Raw genomic sequence first — 17,684 nt, forward strand, 5'->3', positions numbered from 1 at the left:
CCGTCGTCCCGCACCCTCTTCGCGACTGCCGAAACTCCGAAGGGCGCCCGCCGGCGGATGCCTGCGGACGCCCCGAGGGCCCCGTTACTGCTTGCGGAGGGTTGCGTTCGTGCTCTCGCCGATAATGCCGTGCTCCCAACGCCCCTCGTCGAGGTCGTTGGCGATCCTGCGGTACTTGTCGTCGGACACGTTGTAGATGAAGTAGATGATGATGGCGGCGATGGCCAGCGCGAGGGCCGGGTACAGCGTCATGACCGCCTTGATTCCTTCGAGGGTCTCACCAGACTGGCTGGTGGCCTTGGCCACGTATCCGGTGACGGCGAGCATGCCGGCACCGACGACCGCGGCGAGGGACTGGGCGAGCTTGCGGGAGAAGCTGAAGGCGGCATAGGTCATGCCTTCCTTGCGCACCCCGGTGTGCCATTCGCCGTAGTCGATCGTGTCGGAGACGAACGCCCAGGTGATGCCGTTCGGGATGGCCAGTGCGGCGTAGCCGATGGTGACGAGGATCATGAACGTCCACAGGTTGGTCGGGATGATGAAGTTCAGCCCGTTGGCGACGATCGCGATAATGAAGCTGCCCATCACGGTGCGCTTCTTACCGAAGCGCATGACGAGCTTCGGGATGAACATGATGCCGACGATGGACGCACCGATCATGACGAGGTTCAGTACGGCCTGGAGGGCGATGTTGCCGAGGTTGTACTGGGCGAAGAAGATCATCATCATGTTGTTGACGTTCATCGACGAGATCGTGAAGAGGGACATCAACACGAGTCCGAGCAGCGGGCGGTTGGTGAGAACTGCCCTGGCGTAGTCCTTGATGCCGTTCTTGCTCGAGCTGGCTGCCCGGTTGATGACGACGTTCTCTTTCGTGCCCCGGTAGCAGAGCACGAATGAGACCATGCCGAGGAGTGCCATCGCGAGGGAGGCCCACATGTAGTTCTCTGCGGTCATTCCGCCGAGCATCATCATGATCGGGATGAAGGCGAATCCGCAGATCCACTGGGCGCCGAGCGAACCCGCCTGGCGAGAGGTGGCCAGCTGGGCGCGTTCCTTGATGTTGCGTGTCATCACGGAGGCGAGCGAACCGTACGGGCCGTTGACGAAGGAGTAGACCCCGCCCCAGATCGCGTAGGACCCGGCGGCGAAAGCGATTTTCCAGCCCATTTCCACGTCGGGCATGGTGAAGGTGACGACGGTCATGATCGCGAGGAGGAACGCACTAACCATCATCACCGGGCGGAACTTGCCGCGCTTGCCGATCTTGCGGCTGTCGATGAAGATCGCGGCGAGCGGGTCCATCACGGCGTCGAAAAGTTTGACGAGCACGAAGATCAGGGCGACGACTGCCGGGCCGATGCCCGCGGTGTCGATCCAGAACTTGGTCAGGTAGGCCTGGCCGAGGTCGAACATGAACCCGTTGCCCAGGTCGCCGAATCCGTAGGCGACCTTCTCCTTGGAATTGAGCCGGGCTTCGGAACCGAAGATGGCCGGGGTGGGCTCCTCGGCGGAGACAACCTCCGCGTTCTCTTGGATGGTCATGGTCGCTTTCCTCTTTCCACTCTGAGCGTCATTGCTGATTTGTGGGGAGTGTCCGCGTGGCGGAACAGACTTCCATCAGTCACTGCCATACTAGTGGGAATTCTCAGCCAATCGCAAGCATTCTTCAGGTCTGCCGAGGCTCACTGTGACCGTTTGATTCCGTTCCACGGAATACCATTCTGAAATTGAGTCCGCAGAGACATGAAAAAAAGGGGCCGTGACCACGTGGCCACGACCCCCGCAAACAAGAAGTACTAGGCGGACGTACTCGCCGTCAGCGCAGCGATCGCCGCAGCCAGGTCGGCCTTGTTGTAGCTGGCGCCGGGATTGGTCGATATGTGGGAGTAGCGGACCGTGCCCTCCTTGTCGAGCAGAACGCCGCCGGACTGCTGGATGGCGCCGAAGACCTTGCGGAGCAATCCCGCCTCGGCGTGTGCCGTTCCGTCCCTGCCGATCACGACTGGGAACGGCACACCGCGCTTCGCCTTCCACGCTGTCGCCGAGGCCTCGTCTTCCGGCACAGCCACGATGACCTGAACGCCCGTTGCCGCCAGCTCATCCTGCTGCGTGGTGAGGGTGCGAACTGCTGCGTTGCACTGGGCGCAGGACAGTGCGCGCATGAAGTAGACGAAGACATTCGAGGTTCCTCGGTAGTCGGCGAGGTTCAGGTCTCCCCCGCCAGCCTCCCGAAGCTGCAAGTTCAGGGTGGAGCCGATTTCGATTGGCATGTGATTCCTCCGGTTGGGTCGTACGCGGATGCTGGGTGACGGGACAGTGGGTGAAGGGACAGTGGGTGACGGAACGTTGGTGGCGGAACGGTGGGTCGCGGATGGCGGCTGCCCGGCCAGAAGTAGCACGACCGCTCGGTGACGAGCGCAGCTAGCGCGTGAGCTCGCTTCGCGACGACGAGCGCAGGGTGTCGGTGAGGGCGGACATACCCGAGGTGATGCCGTGCAGGCTCCCGAGCAGGTCGCGCAGTTCCTCGACGGTCGTGATCCCGTAGGCAGGATCCAGGCAGCGTACGACTGAGGTGACCCGGTCGTGCAGTAGCCGACCCTCGGGGGTCAGCGCCACGATCACCGTGCGCTCGTCACCCTTCCGACGTTCCCGGGTCAGGATCTGGCGCGCCTCGAGCCGCTGCAGGAGCGGGGACAGGGTGCCCGAGTCGAGGAACATGGCGCTCGCGAGCGCACTCACCGAGGACTCGCCCTCGGACGCCAGCACGACGAGCACCAGGAACTGGGGGTAGGTGAGGTCCTCGTCGGCCAGCACGGCACGGTACGCCTGGGTCACGGCGCGGGAGGCCGCGTACAGGGCGAAGCACGGCATCTCACTCAGAGGACTGGTCATCTCATAACCTTTGCACACAAACTCTTTGTGCACAACACGTGCGGCAGCCTGCCGCATGCCCCGAACCGATTCGGCGGCGGCCAGGGACGGCGAGGCTAGAGGGTGACGGCCACGCGGGCCACGGGAATCTTCTCGCCGGCTTCGACGGCGAATGGAATCCGGTTTTCCGCGGGCGGAAGCGGGCAGGTCGCGTAGTCGGTGTACGCGCAGGGCAGGTTGACGGCGCGGGTGAAGTCGAGGGTTGTGCGTCCCTCGGCGTCAGGGGCGGCGACCGTCAGCGCCCGGTTCGCGGCGTAGGTCGTGAGGCCGCTCGTCGCATCCGTGAAGACCACCAGGAGGGAGCCCGGCGCGTGGCCGCTGAACGCAGTCAGGTGGTAGGGCGCGCCATCGTGGGCGAATTCCAGTTCGCCGGGCGCGGAGTAGACATGCTGCAATCCTTCGACTGCGGCACCGACCGTGACGTCGCGCGGCGGATCGAAGGGCAGGAAGCGCGCCTCGACGCGCCAGCCCGGGTTCGGCAGGTACGTCGGCGTGCCGGAGTAGGCAGCACGGAACTGGGTGTCCGGGTGCCGCGGGCGCACGATCAGCTCGCCGCCGCGCCGGGCGATCTCAATGACCGCGTCACCGGCCCGCGCGTTCACGCCGTCGCGTTCAGCGATCGCGCCGAAGGAGTGCCGACCCGTCAGCTCGACGCCGTCGAGGCTCAGCTGTTCGTCGGCGGCGAGTTCAACGACCGGGCCGACCTCGTCGACCGACCAGGCGCCGGGTGCGTCTCCGAAGCGCTCCGGTTCGGTCGTCAGGAAGTGCAGGCCCGTGATGGCCAGGAAACCGTCCGCGGCCGCGCGCTGGGTCTCGTGCGCCGCATGCCAGTCCTCCCAGTCCGAAACGAAGCCTGTGGGATCGATGGCCGGGGAAATCGTGTCTGTCGTCATGTCCCTGAGGCTAGTTTCGATGTGCTCGTGGACGAGCGGATGTCGACACGAACGGTCATGTGCGCAACACGCGTTCATCCCGCTTGCGCCCTGCTCTCGCAACCGCCATCATCCGTCCGCTCGGCTCTCGGCCGGCCGGGCGGGTGCCGGGGCGGCTCACGACAAAACCCCCTGCCTCCCGGTCAAATACGGGAGGCAGGGGGCTTTGTCGTGCCCGTTACTCAGCCAGGCTCTCGCCGGCTCCGTTGCGGAGGAGCAGGGTGGCGCCCGCTGCGATCACGGTGACCACCAGGGTGGTGATGCCGATCACGATCGGGATGTTGCTCGTTCCGGGAGGAGCCATCAGGGTGAAGATCGCCGGCGCGAACGCGGCAAGCATCAGGCCGACGTTCTGCGAGACGGCGAAGCCGGTGACGCGCAGCCGGGTGGGGAACTGTTCCTGGTAGGCCGTAGCGAAGGTGGCGTTCCACATCTGGAAGAAGATCGACATGGCGAGCACTCCGAGGATGAGCACCAGGGCGAAATTCTTCTCCTGCACCGCGAAGAGGAACGGGATCGAGGTGAGGCCACCGCCGAGGGCTCCCGTGATCATGAGCGCCTTCCTGCCGAAGACGTCGGACAGTTTCCCGAACAGCGGGATCGTCAGGGCCGAGACCGTGTTGATGATGAGGATGATCCAGAGGAACTCACTCGTCGTGAAGCCGACACCGTAACTCTCCTGCTTTCCGTAGGTGACACCGAAGACCAGGGTCGCCGTGCCGATCACGTTGGCGAGGGTGCTGATCACGCAGATGAGGAGCATGCGCGGGTAGCGACGGAACAGTTCGATCGCCGGGGTCTTGAACTCCTTGACCTGGGACTGCTTCAGGTAGGCGGGCGGCTCTTCGATGTTGCGGCGGATCAGGTAGCCGGCGAGGATGACGACCGCGCTGAGCAGGAACGGAATTCTCCAGCCCCAGGTCTGGAAGGCCTCGGCGGGAAGCGCGGATGCCAGCGGAAGCATGAACGCGAGGGCGAGGATGCTGCCGATCTGGGATCCCTGCAGGCTGAAGCTCGCGAAGAAGCCGCGCTTCGAGTCGGGCGAGTGCTCGACGATGAGGGCGTTCGAGGCGCCCAGCTCGCCGGCGACGGCGAAGCCCTGGACGAGCCGGAGCACCACCAGCAGGATCGGCGCGAGAATGCCGACCTGGGAGTACGTCGGCAGAACGCCCACGAGGAGCGTGGCCAGGCCCATCATCATCATCGCGATGACGAGGACGTGCTTCCGCCCGTGGCGGTCGGCCAGGTTGCCCAGGACGATGGCGCCGATGGGCCGCGCGACATAGCCGACGCCGTACGTGGCCAGCGAGGCGACGATGGCGACGGCCGGGCTCGAGGTGGGGAAGAACACCGTCGGGAAAACGAGTGCTGCTGCCTGGGAGTACAACGTGAAGTCGTAGTACTCCAGTGCGCTTCCGATCCACCCACTGAAGGCGGCGCGCTTGAGATTGCGGGATGAAACCTGTTTGTCGTTCGACGGCGTCCTCTGTGACGTTGCCGTGTTTTCGCTCATGACGAAACCCTTGATCTTCCTTGATAAGTGGTTCTAGTGTGATCGTTCGTGGTGCAGAGTGCAGTTCGCCGGTCAGGCGAGTGACGCGAGGATGTAGTCCCGCACCTCCCCCGGCTCGGCGTTTGCGGTGAAATACTCCGTGAAGTTCTCGGTGGCGATGGTCTCCTTCAGGAAGTCCTGATCGATTTCCTTGAGCACCTGGATGAGGGGCTTGTACACGACCGCCTTCACCTCGTTGAGGATGCGTGCATTGCGCTGCTCAGGGACCACCCGCTCCTTGGGGTACCCGCCACCCATCGGCTCGGCGAACAGGCGCTCGAAGATGAGCGTGAGGTTGAGCTCGGCTCCCCAGCCGAAGCCCTTCGCATAAGGGATGGAGAGCGCGTTGCCTCCGTTGATCTGGGAGAAGAGGTAGGCATCCGTCGGTTCGATGGCGATGCCGCAGACCACGCCGGGGAAGCTGTTACAGGCGAGCATGGCCCCCACGCCGGTGCCGCAGCCGGTGACGACGAAGTCCACGGCCTTTGTGCCCAACAGGATCGAGGCGAGGAGACCGTTCTGAACGTAGGTCAGCTGGCTCTCGCCCTCTTTCCCGGTCATCCCGTAGTTAAAGGACTCGTAGCCTTTCTCGTCGGCCACATCCTTGAGCGCCGTGTAGATGACGGCGTTCTTGGAAGCCTGGGAGTTCTCGTTTATCAAAGCAATCTTCATTGGTTCTTCGACCTTTTTCATTGATGGTGCTCACGAAATGGTGCGGGCAGTCCCGCGTTACTGAGGGGTTTTGCCGATGTAGGCGAGGATGCCGCCGTCGACATAGAGGACCAGCCCGTTGACGAAGTCGCTCGCGCCGGAGGCCAGGAACACGGCCGGCCCCATCAGGTCCTTGGGGGTTCCCCAGCGCGCGGCCGGGGTCCTTGCGATGATGAACTGGTCGAAGGGATGCCGGGAGCCATCGTCCTGGAGCTCACGGAGCGGGGCCGTCTGCGGCGTCGCGATGTAGCCAGGGCCGATGGCGTTGCACTGGATGTTGGCCTCGGCGAATTCGGAGCAGATGTTCCGGGTGAGCATCTTCAGGCCACCCTTGGCTGCGGCATAGGCCGACACGGTTTCGCGGCCGAGCTCGGACATCATCGAGCACATGTTGATGATCTTTCCGTGGCCGCTCTTGATCATTCCCGGCAGCACGGCCTTGGCGACGATGAACGGCCCGTTCAGGTCGACGTCGATCACCTGGCGGAAGTCGGCGACGCTCATCTCGAGCATCGGGACGCGCTTGATGATGCCGGCGTTGTTGACGAGGATGTCGATGGTGCCGACCTCGTCCTCGATCTGCTTGACCATCGCGACGATCGCGTCTTCGTCTGTGACGTCCGCGACATATCCGTGAGCCTCGATCCCGGCTTCCTTGTAGGCGGCGAGCCCCCGGTCCACGGCAGCCTGGTCGCGATCGTTGAAGGCGATCCGGGCGCCGGCTGCGGCATACGCCGAGGCGATTGCGAGCCCGATGCCGTAGCTCGCGCCGGTGATCAGGGCGACTTTTCCGCTCAGGGAGAAGCTCTCCGTGTCAAACTTTTCGGTCATTTTCTTACTCTTTTCGTGGAAGGCATGGTCGTCTCAGCAGAAGGAGACGACATATTCGGCGAAGCACAGCACCGTGAGCGATTGGCCGTACGGCATCGCCGTCTGGTCGATGTTCTTGTAGAAGTCCAGGTCGTCACCCATCCCGGTTCCGACCGAGACGTTCTGGACTTCGCCCTCGTCGGTGATCCGGTCGTACAGTGCGGCGACGGCCTTCTCTGCCACGGCCGCATAACTCTTGTCGATGTAACGCTCATGCACCGCTTTGAGCAGCCCGTAGGCGATACCGGCGGTCGCGGACGACTCGAGGTAGGAGGTCGGGTCATCGAGCAGCGTGTGCCACATGCCGGACTCGTCCTGCAGCTCCGCGAGTGCGGAGACCTGGCTGTTCAGAATTTCGAGCAACCACTCCCGGATCGGGTCTCCGGGCTTGAGTCCCAGGGTGCCGATGAGTTCCGGAATGGCGATGGTGATCCAGCAGTTGCCACGAGCCCAGAGCGCGTCTGCGTAGTTGTCACGGCGCTCGAACGACCAGCCGTGGAACCAGAGGCCCGTCTTCTTGTCCATGAGGTACTGGGCGTGGATGAGGAACTGGTACTTGGCTTCCTCGATGTATTCCGGCCGGTCCAGGAGGCGACCGATCTTCGCGAGGGGCAGCACCGTCATCATCAAGGTGTCGTCCCAGAGCTGCTGGGAGTTCGGCCCGGCATAGGTCATGTGCTGCATGCCACCACCGTGCGTGCGCGGCATGTCGTGCATGGCCCATTGCGCCCACTGGTTGAGGTACGGGATGTACCTGCTGTCCTTGGTGTCCTCATACAGGCAGGCCATGGCGAGCAGCGGTGCCATCGTGTTGACGTTTTTCGGCGGAGCGCCCGCGGCGAGCGCGGTGTCGAACCACTCGCGGACGACATCCGCTGCCAGGGGGTTTCCGGTGATCCGGTAGTTCTTGTAGATCCCGTAGAGACCGACACCCTGGGGCCAATTCCAGACATTCCAGCTCTTGTCGTCGACGACGACATCACTGAAATGGAGTAAAAACTTACCTGACTCGTCCCTGATTGTGGTCAGGTTGGAGATCATGGCATCGATCTTTTGAACGATCTGCTCTCTGCTGACGGCAGTGTCTAGATGCATGGTTTCTCTTCACAATCTTCTTTGATTCCTTGTATTTGAAACGTTACAACCCAGGAATCCGTCCATATAGGCCCCGCGTTGTCGACCGTTGCTCAAAAACTGCCGTTTCTTGCAGGGGAGGCTGCGTGCCAGACTGTCGCCTGAGCTCACGGAGAGGAGGCGCCTATGGAGCCTCGCCGCGCAGTGATCGTGAACACGATGGTGTCCGGGCATTTCGAGCTCTACCACGTCGACAATGCCGTCCGTGAGCACGCAAACCTGCACTATCACGACTTCCACGAAATCAATTGCGTACTGAGCGGCACGGGTGTCTTCCGGCTCGGCGGAACCGAGTACTCCACGGAACCGGGAACCGTGACCTTCGTGCGGAGGAACGACCTGCACAACATCGTCAGGCAGTCCAGCGAGTACTACGAACGTGCGTACATCCACATTCGCGAGGAATTCCTCACGAGCCGTTCCTCTGAGAGCACCAACCTCAACCTCCTGTTCGCCAAGGACGGCACCCCGACCAGCCAGGTCATCCGGGTGGATGCCGACTGGTTGCGCGCACAGATCTCTCGCCTGGACGAGCCCGATCAGGAGGGCTTCGGCGCGGACCTCGTGCGGGAGAACCGGCTGATCGAGTTCCTGATCGAACTCAACAAGGCGGTCTTCGGCTCCGAGAACGCCGTCGTTCCCCACGACCTTCCCGTGTCAGCCCTCATCTCGGCGGTCATGGGCTACGTCGCCGACAACCTGGACGAGGATCTGTCACTCGATGCCGTCGCGGGCAGGTTCTTCATCAGTAAGTACTATCTGTCGCGCCAGTTCAAGACGAACACCGGACTCAATTTCCACCAGTACACGCTGAAGAAGCGGCTACTGCACAGCAAGGACCTCCTGAGCACGCACGGGAACGCCCTGGACGTCTATCGGATCGCCGGGTTCTCGTCGTACACGCACTTCCTCCGCTGCTTCAAGGATGAGTTCGGCATGACGACCAAGGAATTCATCCGCCGGAGTCGCAACCCCGAAGGCATTCACTTCGAGAATCCCGATTCCGTGTAGCGATCCACGGTCCTGGCAATCGCGTCGTTGACGGTTTCCTCCATGATGACGGCGAGACCGGGAGCGTGCGCGCCGATCGTGGCCAGAATCCGGGCGACCGGGAGGACCCCGTCGTCGATGTCGCAGCGGACGACGCGACCGTCCGAGAGGCGGTAGTCGTCGAGGTGGGCCGCGACGATGCGTCCCCCGAACCGTTCGAAGGCGTCGTTCGTCAATGCCGCAAGGTCGACGGGTTCGTTCGGGTCGAGCAGCGCCGTGGCGTCGAACACGATGCCGAGGAAGGGTGAGTCGACGTCGTCGAGGAGCTGCTCGACCCGATCGAGGTTGTAGATCGGGTGGTTGATGCCCGGCTCAATGGCGACGATGGTCCCCACGCGTTCGCCGAATTCCGCGAGCCGCCGAATCACCGTTGCGGCCTCCCGGTACGCCTCATCCGTGAAGTTCGCCCGGGTATAGGCAAAACCGTCCGCATTGACACTCCCCGTCTCGGTCGCCACCATCGGGGCACCGAAATGCCGGGCGTTGCGCAGGTAGGCCTCGAACTTCCGCAGGATCGCCTCCCGGCGATCGGCATCCGGATGAATGATGTTGTCGTAGCAGCCGAGCACGGCGATATCCACGCCCTGGGCGGCCATCACGCGGCGGAAGTATGCGCCCAGGCCGGGGTTGATGGCGCGGGCGCCGCTCAGTTCGGGGAAGGACCGGCCCAGGGCCAGTTGCACGTTGTGCACCCCGTATCCCGCCAGGCCACGCGCCAGCTCCTCGGGCGTTGACGCCCACGTCACGTCGTGTCCGCGAGCGCCGAAATTGATCGTCATGTCCCAACCTTTCACCGCGGTGGCCGACTCGCCGAACTGTACACCTCTGCCCGGGCGGGCCCCGACCTAGTCATCCGGGCGGAGGATAGCGGCCCCGTGACCAGCGCGACCCCCACGCACGGCGATAATCAGACCATGGACGCAGATCGAGACAACGAGGAGGCCAGACCGCGTGCCGCCAGCGTGTTCGATGTGGCCCGGGTCGCTGGAGTGTCGCACCAGACGGTTTCCCGCGTCCTGAATGATCACCCGAGCCTCCGCGCGGCCACGCGCCAGAAGGTGCTCGATGCCATGCGGGAGTTGAACTACCGGCCGAACGCCGCCGCCCGCGCGTTGTCCTCGAGCCGATCACGACTGATCGGAATTCTGTCGACCTCGAGTGGAGAGTACGGCCCTGCGACCATCGTCGCCGCCATCGGGGCGGCAGCGCGAAGTCGCGGCTACAGCGTGACGATCGCGAACGCGGACGGACTCGACCGGAGATCAGTGGATGACGCTCTCAGCCATCTGGCCGACCTCTCGGCAGAGGGGCTGATCGTGGTGGCCCCGCAGACCCAGGTGCTCGTCGCTCTCGAAGGCCTGACGATCCCGGTGCCGTATGTGACGCTGCAGACGGCAGCGGCGAGCGGGCTGCACGGCGGGATGCTGGACCAGATCCGGGGGGCCCGGCTGGCGACCTCACATCTCCTGGATCTCGGCCATCAGCGCGTGGGCCACATCGCCGGCCCGCCAGAGTGGCTCGACGCGCAACAGCGCCTGACCGGCTTCCAGGAGGAGCTTCGATCGCGCCAGCTGGATCCGCGATTCGTGGAGATCGGCGACTGGAGCGCCGCGTCAGGTCATCGTGCCGCCCGTGCGCTGATCGAACACGGCGTGACGGCCATTTTCTCCGGTAACGACCAGATGGCGCTCGGCGCCCTGAGCGCCGCGGTCTCCCTGGGGTTGACCGTGCCGGGGGATCTCAGCATCGTCGGCTTCGATGACGTTCCCGAGGCCGCGTACTACCAGCCCGCGCTGACGACCGTTCGGCAGGACCTGGCCGAAGCCGGGCGGCGCGCCGTGGCCCTTCTCCTCGGAGAAGCGGACGTGCGTCCTGCCGTCGGCCCTGAGCTCATCGAGCGGGCGTCCACCGGAGCCCCGCCGGAGCGGCCGCGACCCGAATACTGACGGTCGACATACGGGATGCCGATGTCGTAGACTTCATACGATCGTCAATGTGATCGATCACATGCGTAAGTCAAAGGAGTCTTGTGTCGACATCGAGTACCGTTTCCCCCGGTGATTCCGCACGAGACGACCTCCGTGCTGGGCGCCTCTCGCTCGGGATCGAACTGGGGTCGACCCGGATCAAGGCGTGCCTGATCGGCGACGACCCGTCCGAGGTGATCGCGGTCGGCAGTCACGAGTGGGACAACGAGTTCGTCGGACAGGTCTGGACCTATTCGCTCGAGAACGTGTGGTCTGGCTTGCAGGCGGCCTACGCCGACCTCATCGACAATGCCGAATCACGCTACGGCGTACGCCCGGACAGCTTCGCGGCGATCGGCGTCTCGGCCATGATGCACGGATACCTCGCGTTCGATGCGGCCGGCGACCTCCTCGCACCCTTCAGAACCTGGCGGAACACGACGACCGGCCCTGCTGCCGCGGAACTCACCGACCTGTTCGGCGTGAACATCCCGCTGCGCTGGTCCATTGCACATCTCCGTCAGGCGGTCCTCGACGACGAACCGCACGTCCCCGAGATCGCTTTTCTCACCACCCTTGCCGGTTATGTGCACTGGCGGCTCACGGGTCGGAAAGTCCTGGGAGTCGGCGACGCTTCGGGCATGTTCCCGATCGATGCGCTCACGAAGACCTACGACACTGAGCTCCTGGCGCGATACGACGGGCTCTCCGCGGCCGGCACCCCCGGTTCCCGCCTCGTCGACCTGCTGCCGGAGGTGCTCGTGGCGGGGCAGCCCGCAGGGGCCCTGACAGAACAGGGTGCCCGGCTTCTCGACCCGACCGGCACGCTCAAGCCCGGCGCGGCCCTCTGCCCGCCCGAGGGTGATGCCGGAACGGGAATGGTCGCGACCCGGTCCGTCGCCCCCCGCTCGGGCAATGTCAGTGCGGGCACGAGCATCTTCGCCATGGTCGTGCTCGAACGGCCGCTCGAGAATGTGCACCACGAGCTCGACGTTGTCACGACTCCCGCCGGGGACCCCGTCGCGATGGTCCACTGCAACAACGGTGCGAGCGAACTCGCGACCTGGGTCGGCCTCTTCGCCCGGTTCGCCACGGTCGCCGGCCAGCCGCTCGCCAGCGACGCGGTCTTCGGCGCGCTGTTCCGCGAAGCACTCGAGGGCGAGGCGGACGCCGGTGGGCTGTTGGCCTACAACCACCTCGCGGGCGAGCCGATCGCCGGCCTCAGCGAGGGCAGACCCCTCGTCGTGCGCACGCCGGACAGCCGACTGACGCTCGCGAACTTCATGCGGGCCCAGCTTTACGGGGTCTTCGGCACGCTCAGCCTCGGGATGCGCGTCCTTGCCGACGAGGGCGTCGTGATGGAGGAGATGTTCGCCCACGGCGGCATGTTCCGCACCGCAGGGGTCGCCCAGCGATTCCTCGCCGGGGCGCTCGGCACCCCCGTCACCGTGACCGAAACGGCATCGGAAGGCGGCGCCTGGGGCATCGCAGTACTGGCGTCCTACCTGCGGGCCGCCGAGCACGGCCAGCACCTCGACGACTACCTCGCCGAACGGGTCTTCGCGAACACCGCGTTCGACACTGCCCAGCCCGATCCGACAGACGTCGCCGGATTCACGACCTACCTTGCGCGCTATTCCGACGGCCTCGCCGTCGAACGCATCGCCATTGAAGCACTCTCACTGAAGGAAAGCACCCTATGAGCAACCGCATCACTCCCGACCTTCGCTCCTACGAGGTCTGGTTCCTCACCGGAAGCCAGAACCTGTACGGCGAGGAGACCCTCCGTCAGGTGGCGGAGCAGTCGCGCGCCATCTCGGACACGCTAGCAGCAGCATCCGACATTCCGGTCACGATCGTGTGGAAGCCGGTGCTGAAGGATTCGGAGTCGATCAAGCGCGCGATCCTCGACGCGAACGCCGCCGACAACGTGATCGGCCTGATCGCGTGGATGCACACGTTCTCTCCCGCGAAGATGTGGATCTCCGGGCTCGACGCCCTCCAGAAGCCCCTGCTGCACTTCCACACCCAGGCGAACGTCGAACTGCCGTGGGCGGACATCGACATGGACTTCATGAATCTCAACCAGGCCGCACACGGCGACCGGGAGTTCGGTTACATCCAGACCCGCCTGGGCGTCGCCAGGAAGACCGTCGTCGGCCACGCCTCGAGCCCCGCCGTCACCGCGCAGATCGGCACCTGGACCCGTGCCGCCGCCGGCTGGGCTGCGACCAAGAGCCTCAAGCTCGCCCGGTTCGGCGACAACATGCGTTACGTCGCCGTCACCGAGGGTGACAAGACCGAGGCCGAGCTGCGGTTCGGCGTTCAGGTCAACACGTGGGGCGTCAACGAACTCGCGGAGGCCGTCGCCGCGGCCACGGAGGACCAGATCGACGCCCTCGTCGCCGAGTACGAGGAACTCTATGACGTCGCTCCGGAGCTGCGGGCGGGCGCCGAGCGTCACGAGTCGCTGCGCTACGGCGCAGCGATCGAGATCGGACTCCGGTCCTTCCTCGAAGCCGGCGGATTCGGTGCGTTCACCACGAGCTTCGAAGACCTCGGAGCCCTCCGCCAGCTCCCCGGCCTCGCCGTGCAGCGCCTGATGGCCGACGGCTACGGCTTCGGCGCCGAAGGCGACTGGAAGACGGCCATCCTCGTGCACGCCGCCAACGTCATGGGCTCAGGGCTCCCCGGAGGCGCCTCCCTGATGGAGGACTACACCTACGACCTGACCCCCGGGGCGGAAGTCATCCTGGGTGCCCACATGCTCGAGGTCAACCCGGCCCTGACGACCGCGAAGCCGACACTGGAGATCCACCCGCTCGGTATCGGCGGCCGGGAAGACCCCGTGCGCCTCGTGTTCACGGCCGATCCTGGACCCGCCGTCGTGGTCGCGATGAGCGACATGCGCGACCGGTTCCGCCTCGTCGCCAACGTCGTCGAAGTTGTCGAGCCCACAGAGCCGCTGCCGAAGCTGCCGGTCGGCCGCGCCGTCTGGAAGCCCGCACCGTCCTTCGCTGTCTCGGCGGCCGCCTGGCTCACCGCCGGTGCGGCGCACCACACCGTGATGTCGACCGCGGTCGGCCTCGAGGCCTTCACTGACTTCGCTGACATCGCGAAGACGGAGCTTCTCGTCATCGACGAGACGACCGACCTGCGGAGCTTCGAACAGGGGATCCGCTGGAACGCGGCGTACTACCGTCTGGCCCAGGGCCTCTGAACCTAGGAACCTGAGAACGGATCGCCTGGCCGCTTGCGGTCAGGCGATCCGTTCGTTAAGGGCGGCGCAGCCCACCAGCCCGGATCACGCGCTCTGGCCGGTCCGATCAGGCCGGGCGCACCGCGCGGAGCGTCGCGAGGATCGACTCCGGGTTGAAGGTCTCCGGGTTGCGGATCGCCTGGATCGAGGCACCCTGGACCAGGGCGACCACCGTCGCCGCGAGCTCGTCACCCTGGATACGGGTCCCGGCGGCGACCTCACGACAGACCGGCGAGAACGCCGCGAGGTAGCGTCCGAAGCTTGATTCGATGCGGGCGCGGAACAAGTCGTCACGTCGGGAGAAGTAGAAAGCGAAGATCAGTTCGACCGCATCGTGGTACTCCACCAGTCGCTCCAGCTCGACCCGGATCATCCGCTCCAGGCGGTCCCACGGCTCCAGCCGGGCCAGGCCGGAGTCGGACAGGGCGTCGAGCGTGCCGTCGAGCAGCACGCCGAGCAACGCCTCCAGCAGACCGTCTTTCGACTGGAAGTGGAAGAACACGAGGCCCGTCGAGATGCCGGCCGCGGTGGCCACCCGACGTGCGGTGACGGCATCGAGACCCTCGGCGAGGGCGATCTCATACGCCGCGGCAAGGATCGCGTCGCAGCGCTCCTGTTCGGGCTTCTTGGGGCCGCCCATCGATCAGGCGTCTTCCCCGGTGCGCCGGGAGGCGCGATACCGACGCAACGCGAGCCAGGCGCCAGAGGACCAGAGCGCCCACAACACCAGCACGGGCTGGAACAGCAGCCGGACGCTGCGCTCGAGATCGGTGTTCAGCCCGAAGGAATCGGTGTGCGTCGTTAGCTGCGAGATGTTTCCCGGGAAGATGACGACGAAGAACGCCGCTACGATCCAACCGACCTGCACCCGGTACCGGCCGAGGGCCAGCAGGGAAGCGCCGAGGACGATCTCGACGACGCCAGAAGCCAGGACGACGAAGTCCCCTGCGATCGGCAGCCAGGTGGGCACCTGGGCGAGGAAGGCCTCCCGGTTCACGGTGAGATGGCTGATGCCCGCGAGCAGGAGGAAGGCTCCCAGCGTCATCCTGAAGATGGTGCGAAGCACGGTCGTGCGCTTTTTCTGAGGTGCGAGAAGGTTCATGCTGCGGCTTTCGTCGGGAGAGGCCAGGGAGAAGCGATGCTCCGACTCTACATTGATCGCGCGGTCAATGACCACTCGGTCAACGTAAGCGACCTGGCACGGTCAGTCTGACCCGAAGTGATCTCGATGGTTGGTGGGGGTGATGTTGAGGCGGCGCCGGAACGCTCGATTCATGGTTTCAGGGGTGCCGAATCCGCATGCTCGCGCGATCTCCTCCACTGTCAGCGTCGTCGTCTCGAGAAGGCTGCACGCTGCCTCCATCCGTACCGCCTCGACATGCTCGGCCGGCGTGACGCCTACCTCGGACTTGAACACACGACTGAACTGGCGCTCCGAGAGGTGGGCGCGAGTAGCCATACCGGAGATGGAGAGATCGGCGGTGAGGTTGTCAGGGAGCCAGGCCAACACGTCACGGATGGGCTCGTCGTTCGCGGATTGTGCGGCCAGCAGCGCTGAGAACTGCGCCTGGCCGCCCGAGCGGCGGAGGTACACGACAAGGCGCCGCGCTACGGTCGCAGCGGCCTTGCGGCCATGGTCGTCGGCAACCAACGCCAAGGCCAGGTCGATTCCGGCCGTGACGCCGGCCGAGGTCCAGACGTTGCCGTCCTGCACATAGATGGCATCGGGGTCGACCGTGACCTCCGGGTAGGCCCGCCCAAGCACCTCGCACTCGGCCCAGTGGGTGGTCGCGCGGCGACCGTCCAGAAGGCCCGCGGCACCGAGCAGAAACGCGCCTGAGCACACGGATGCGACCCGCCGCGAGACCAACGCCAGCCGCCGGATGCTGTCGACCAGCCTCGGATCACCTGCGGCTTCCTCCATGTCCCGGCCTCCGGCGACCACGAGAGTGTCGATGTTTCCGGCCACTGCATCGATCGGTCCCGTCGCGAATTCGAGGCCGCTCGTCGATAGCACCGGCCCGCCATCGGTACTCACGAGTTCCGTGGCGTACCGAGCGATCGGCAGGAATCGTGAGGCGGTGGAAAACACCTCAAGAGGCCCGGTCACGTCGAGGATCTGCACGGACGGGAACCCGACGATCACGATGCGTGGTTCGCTCACTGTCTTCCTCCGTGGCCGAGATCGTCAACAGCGTGTCCTAGGTGGGCCGACAACCGAACCCTACCGTGAAGTCATACCCACAAACACGACGTGGGCGCGGCGAATCCGCGACTCCCCTACCTCCCGAATCCGAATGGAGCCTGACATGAACTTCCCCAGAATCGCACGCGCCGCCGGCATCGGCCTCGCTGTCGTCCTGGCTCTCACGGCCGTCTCGACGACCGTCAATGGGGCACTCAATACCTCGGAACACGCCGACCTCGTGCCGTATGGGGAAAAGGTCGCCATCGACGCCGGCGACATCAATGTCTACCGCAACGGCGGGACCGGGCCGACGATGGTGCTCCTCAGCGGGTATGGGACGCCGGCACCGGCAATCGACTTCGCCCCGCTCATCCGCCAGCTGAACGCGTTCAACGTCATCGTGGTCGAGGGCTTCGGCTACGGCTACAGCGACCTCAACGTCAGCGATCGCACCGTCGAGAACATCACCCGCGAGCTGCACGAGGTCCTGGCCAAGCTTCGGGTAGATGAGCCGGTGATCCTGGTCGGCCATTCAGTCGGCGGCATCTACGCCCGCTTCTACGCGAACGCCTACCCGGACGAGGTGATGGCGATCGTTGGCGTCGACCCCACCCCCGCCCTGTCGTCGTCTCTTGATGAGGGTGCACCCTCGACCGTCGAGAGCATGCAGGCCGCGACCGGGCTCTTCCGCCTCGTCACGACGATCGCCCCCGACCTGGTTCAGCCTCCAGGGTCTGCCTATACGGCGGAGGAGCGGCACCGCATCGCCGTGATGACCAACTGGAACTACGGCAACGCGTCGGTCTCCGACGAATGGAGCCGCATCGGCGCCAACTCGACCAAAGCCGCGATGCAGCCGTTCGCCACGGACCTGCCGGTGCTCGAGATCCTCTCGAGCGACAGCGTTCGGACGATGCCCCAGTGGTTGCCGAACCACGAGGCCGAACTCGAGAACGTCACCACACACGAAATCACCGTGCTCGAAGGAAGCCACTACTTGCATTGGACACAGTCCCCGGCGCTTGCCCGGATCATCTCCGAGTTCCTTTCCCACCTCAGCCGCTAACCCCCGCTCACCAGGAGATCG

17 protein-coding genes are annotated in these 17,684 nt (G+C 65.0%); 5 read left to right on the forward strand and 12 right to left on the reverse strand.

Annotated features, from left to right (window positions below):
- Positions 1-84: 84 nt before the first annotated feature.
- From E3O39_RS04430 to E3O39_RS04465, 8 genes are all read right to left on the reverse strand, one after another.
- Positions 85-1,545: a glycoside-pentoside-hexuronide (GPH):cation symporter gene (locus tag E3O39_RS04430; RefSeq protein ID WP_134446331.1), complete on the reverse strand. Its 1,461-nt coding sequence runs from the start codon at positions 1,543-1,545 to the stop codon at positions 85-87.
- A gap of 254 nt (positions 1,546-1,799) precedes the next feature.
- Complete coding sequence (locus tag E3O39_RS04435) at positions 1,800-2,273, reverse strand: peroxiredoxin (RefSeq protein WP_134446330.1); 474 nt, start codon at positions 2,271-2,273, stop codon at positions 1,800-1,802.
- A 151-nt stretch (positions 2,274-2,424) separates the two neighbouring features.
- Complete coding sequence (locus tag E3O39_RS04440; RefSeq protein WP_134446329.1) at positions 2,425-2,895, reverse strand: MarR family winged helix-turn-helix transcriptional regulator; 471 nt, start codon at positions 2,893-2,895, stop codon at positions 2,425-2,427.
- 95 nt (positions 2,896-2,990) lie between these two features.
- Positions 2,991-3,827, reverse strand: coding sequence for a DUF1684 domain-containing protein (locus E3O39_RS04445; RefSeq protein ID WP_134446328.1), 837 nt, complete (start codon positions 3,825-3,827; stop codon positions 2,991-2,993).
- Positions 3,828-4,044: 217 nt separating this feature from the next.
- The gene (locus E3O39_RS04450) at positions 4,045-5,379 is read right to left on the reverse strand and encodes an MFS transporter (protein WP_134446327.1); all 1,335 of its coding nucleotides are present in this window, start codon (positions 5,377-5,379) and stop codon (positions 4,045-4,047) included.
- Between the two features lie 72 nt (positions 5,380-5,451).
- Positions 5,452-6,090, reverse strand: a complete 639-nt coding sequence (locus tag E3O39_RS04455) for an RpiB/LacA/LacB family sugar-phosphate isomerase (protein WP_134446326.1) — start codon at positions 6,088-6,090, stop codon at positions 5,452-5,454.
- 57 nt (positions 6,091-6,147) lie between these two features.
- On the reverse strand, positions 6,148-6,960 hold the full coding sequence (locus E3O39_RS04460; protein WP_134446325.1) for a gluconate 5-dehydrogenase: 813 nt from the start codon (positions 6,958-6,960) through the stop codon (positions 6,148-6,150).
- 33 nt (positions 6,961-6,993) lie between these two features.
- On the reverse strand, positions 6,994-8,094 hold the full coding sequence (locus E3O39_RS04465; protein WP_134446324.1) for a glycoside hydrolase family 105 protein: 1,101 nt from the start codon (positions 8,092-8,094) through the stop codon (positions 6,994-6,996).
- A gap of 165 nt (positions 8,095-8,259) precedes the next feature.
- Here E3O39_RS04465 and E3O39_RS04470 point away from each other — a divergent pair, with 165 nt between their 5' ends.
- Positions 8,260-9,144 (forward strand): AraC family transcriptional regulator, encoded by an 885-nt coding sequence (locus E3O39_RS04470; protein WP_134446323.1) that lies wholly within the window; start codon positions 8,260-8,262, stop codon positions 9,142-9,144.
- On the opposite strand, the gene E3O39_RS04475 is transcribed toward E3O39_RS04470, so the two are convergent.
- Positions 9,117-9,962 (reverse strand): sugar phosphate isomerase/epimerase, encoded by an 846-nt coding sequence (locus E3O39_RS04475; RefSeq protein WP_134446322.1) that lies wholly within the window; start codon positions 9,960-9,962, stop codon positions 9,117-9,119. The two genes, E3O39_RS04470 and E3O39_RS04475, sit on opposite strands and share 28 nt — an antisense overlap.
- A gap of 135 nt (positions 9,963-10,097) precedes the next feature.
- Here E3O39_RS04475 and E3O39_RS04480 point away from each other — a divergent pair, with 135 nt between their 5' ends.
- From E3O39_RS04480 to araA, 3 genes are all read left to right on the forward strand, one after another.
- Entirely contained in the window at positions 10,098-11,129 is a 1,032-nt protein-coding gene (locus E3O39_RS04480; RefSeq protein WP_134446321.1) for a LacI family DNA-binding transcriptional regulator, read from the forward strand.
- Between the two features lie 83 nt (positions 11,130-11,212).
- Positions 11,213-12,853 (forward strand): xylulokinase, encoded by a 1,641-nt coding sequence (locus E3O39_RS04485; protein ID WP_134446320.1) that lies wholly within the window; start codon positions 11,213-11,215, stop codon positions 12,851-12,853.
- Entirely contained in the window at positions 12,850-14,370 is a 1,521-nt protein-coding gene (araA, locus tag E3O39_RS04490) for an L-arabinose isomerase (protein WP_134446319.1), read from the forward strand. Before E3O39_RS04485 ends, araA begins: the two co-directional genes overlap by 4 nt.
- Positions 14,371-14,476: 106 nt before the next feature.
- On the opposite strand, the gene E3O39_RS04495 is transcribed toward araA, so the two are convergent.
- The 3 genes from E3O39_RS04495 to E3O39_RS04505 form a co-directional block, all read right to left on the reverse strand.
- A complete protein-coding gene (locus E3O39_RS04495; protein WP_134446318.1) occupies positions 14,477-15,049 on the reverse strand; it encodes a TetR/AcrR family transcriptional regulator in 573 nt (190 codons plus the stop codon).
- A 3-nt stretch (positions 15,050-15,052) separates the two neighbouring features.
- Positions 15,053-15,511: a hypothetical protein gene (locus E3O39_RS04500; RefSeq protein ID WP_134446317.1), complete on the reverse strand. Its 459-nt coding sequence runs from the start codon at positions 15,509-15,511 to the stop codon at positions 15,053-15,055.
- A gap of 102 nt (positions 15,512-15,613) precedes the next feature.
- Complete coding sequence (locus tag E3O39_RS04505) at positions 15,614-16,573, reverse strand: GlxA family transcriptional regulator (protein ID WP_198416937.1); 960 nt, start codon at positions 16,571-16,573, stop codon at positions 15,614-15,616.
- A 145-nt stretch (positions 16,574-16,718) separates the two neighbouring features.
- On the opposite strand from E3O39_RS04505, the gene E3O39_RS04510 reads away from it, so the two are divergent.
- The gene (locus E3O39_RS04510) at positions 16,719-17,663 is read left to right on the forward strand and encodes an alpha/beta fold hydrolase (protein ID WP_166787252.1); all 945 of its coding nucleotides are present in this window, start codon (positions 16,719-16,721) and stop codon (positions 17,661-17,663) included.
- Positions 17,664-17,684 lie beyond the last annotated feature (21 nt).

It is taken from the genome of Cryobacterium sp. MDB2-A-1 (assembly GCF_004402675.1).
GTDB classification, from domain to species: Bacteria; Actinomycetota; Actinomycetes; order Actinomycetales; family Microbacteriaceae; genus Cryobacterium; species Cryobacterium glucosi.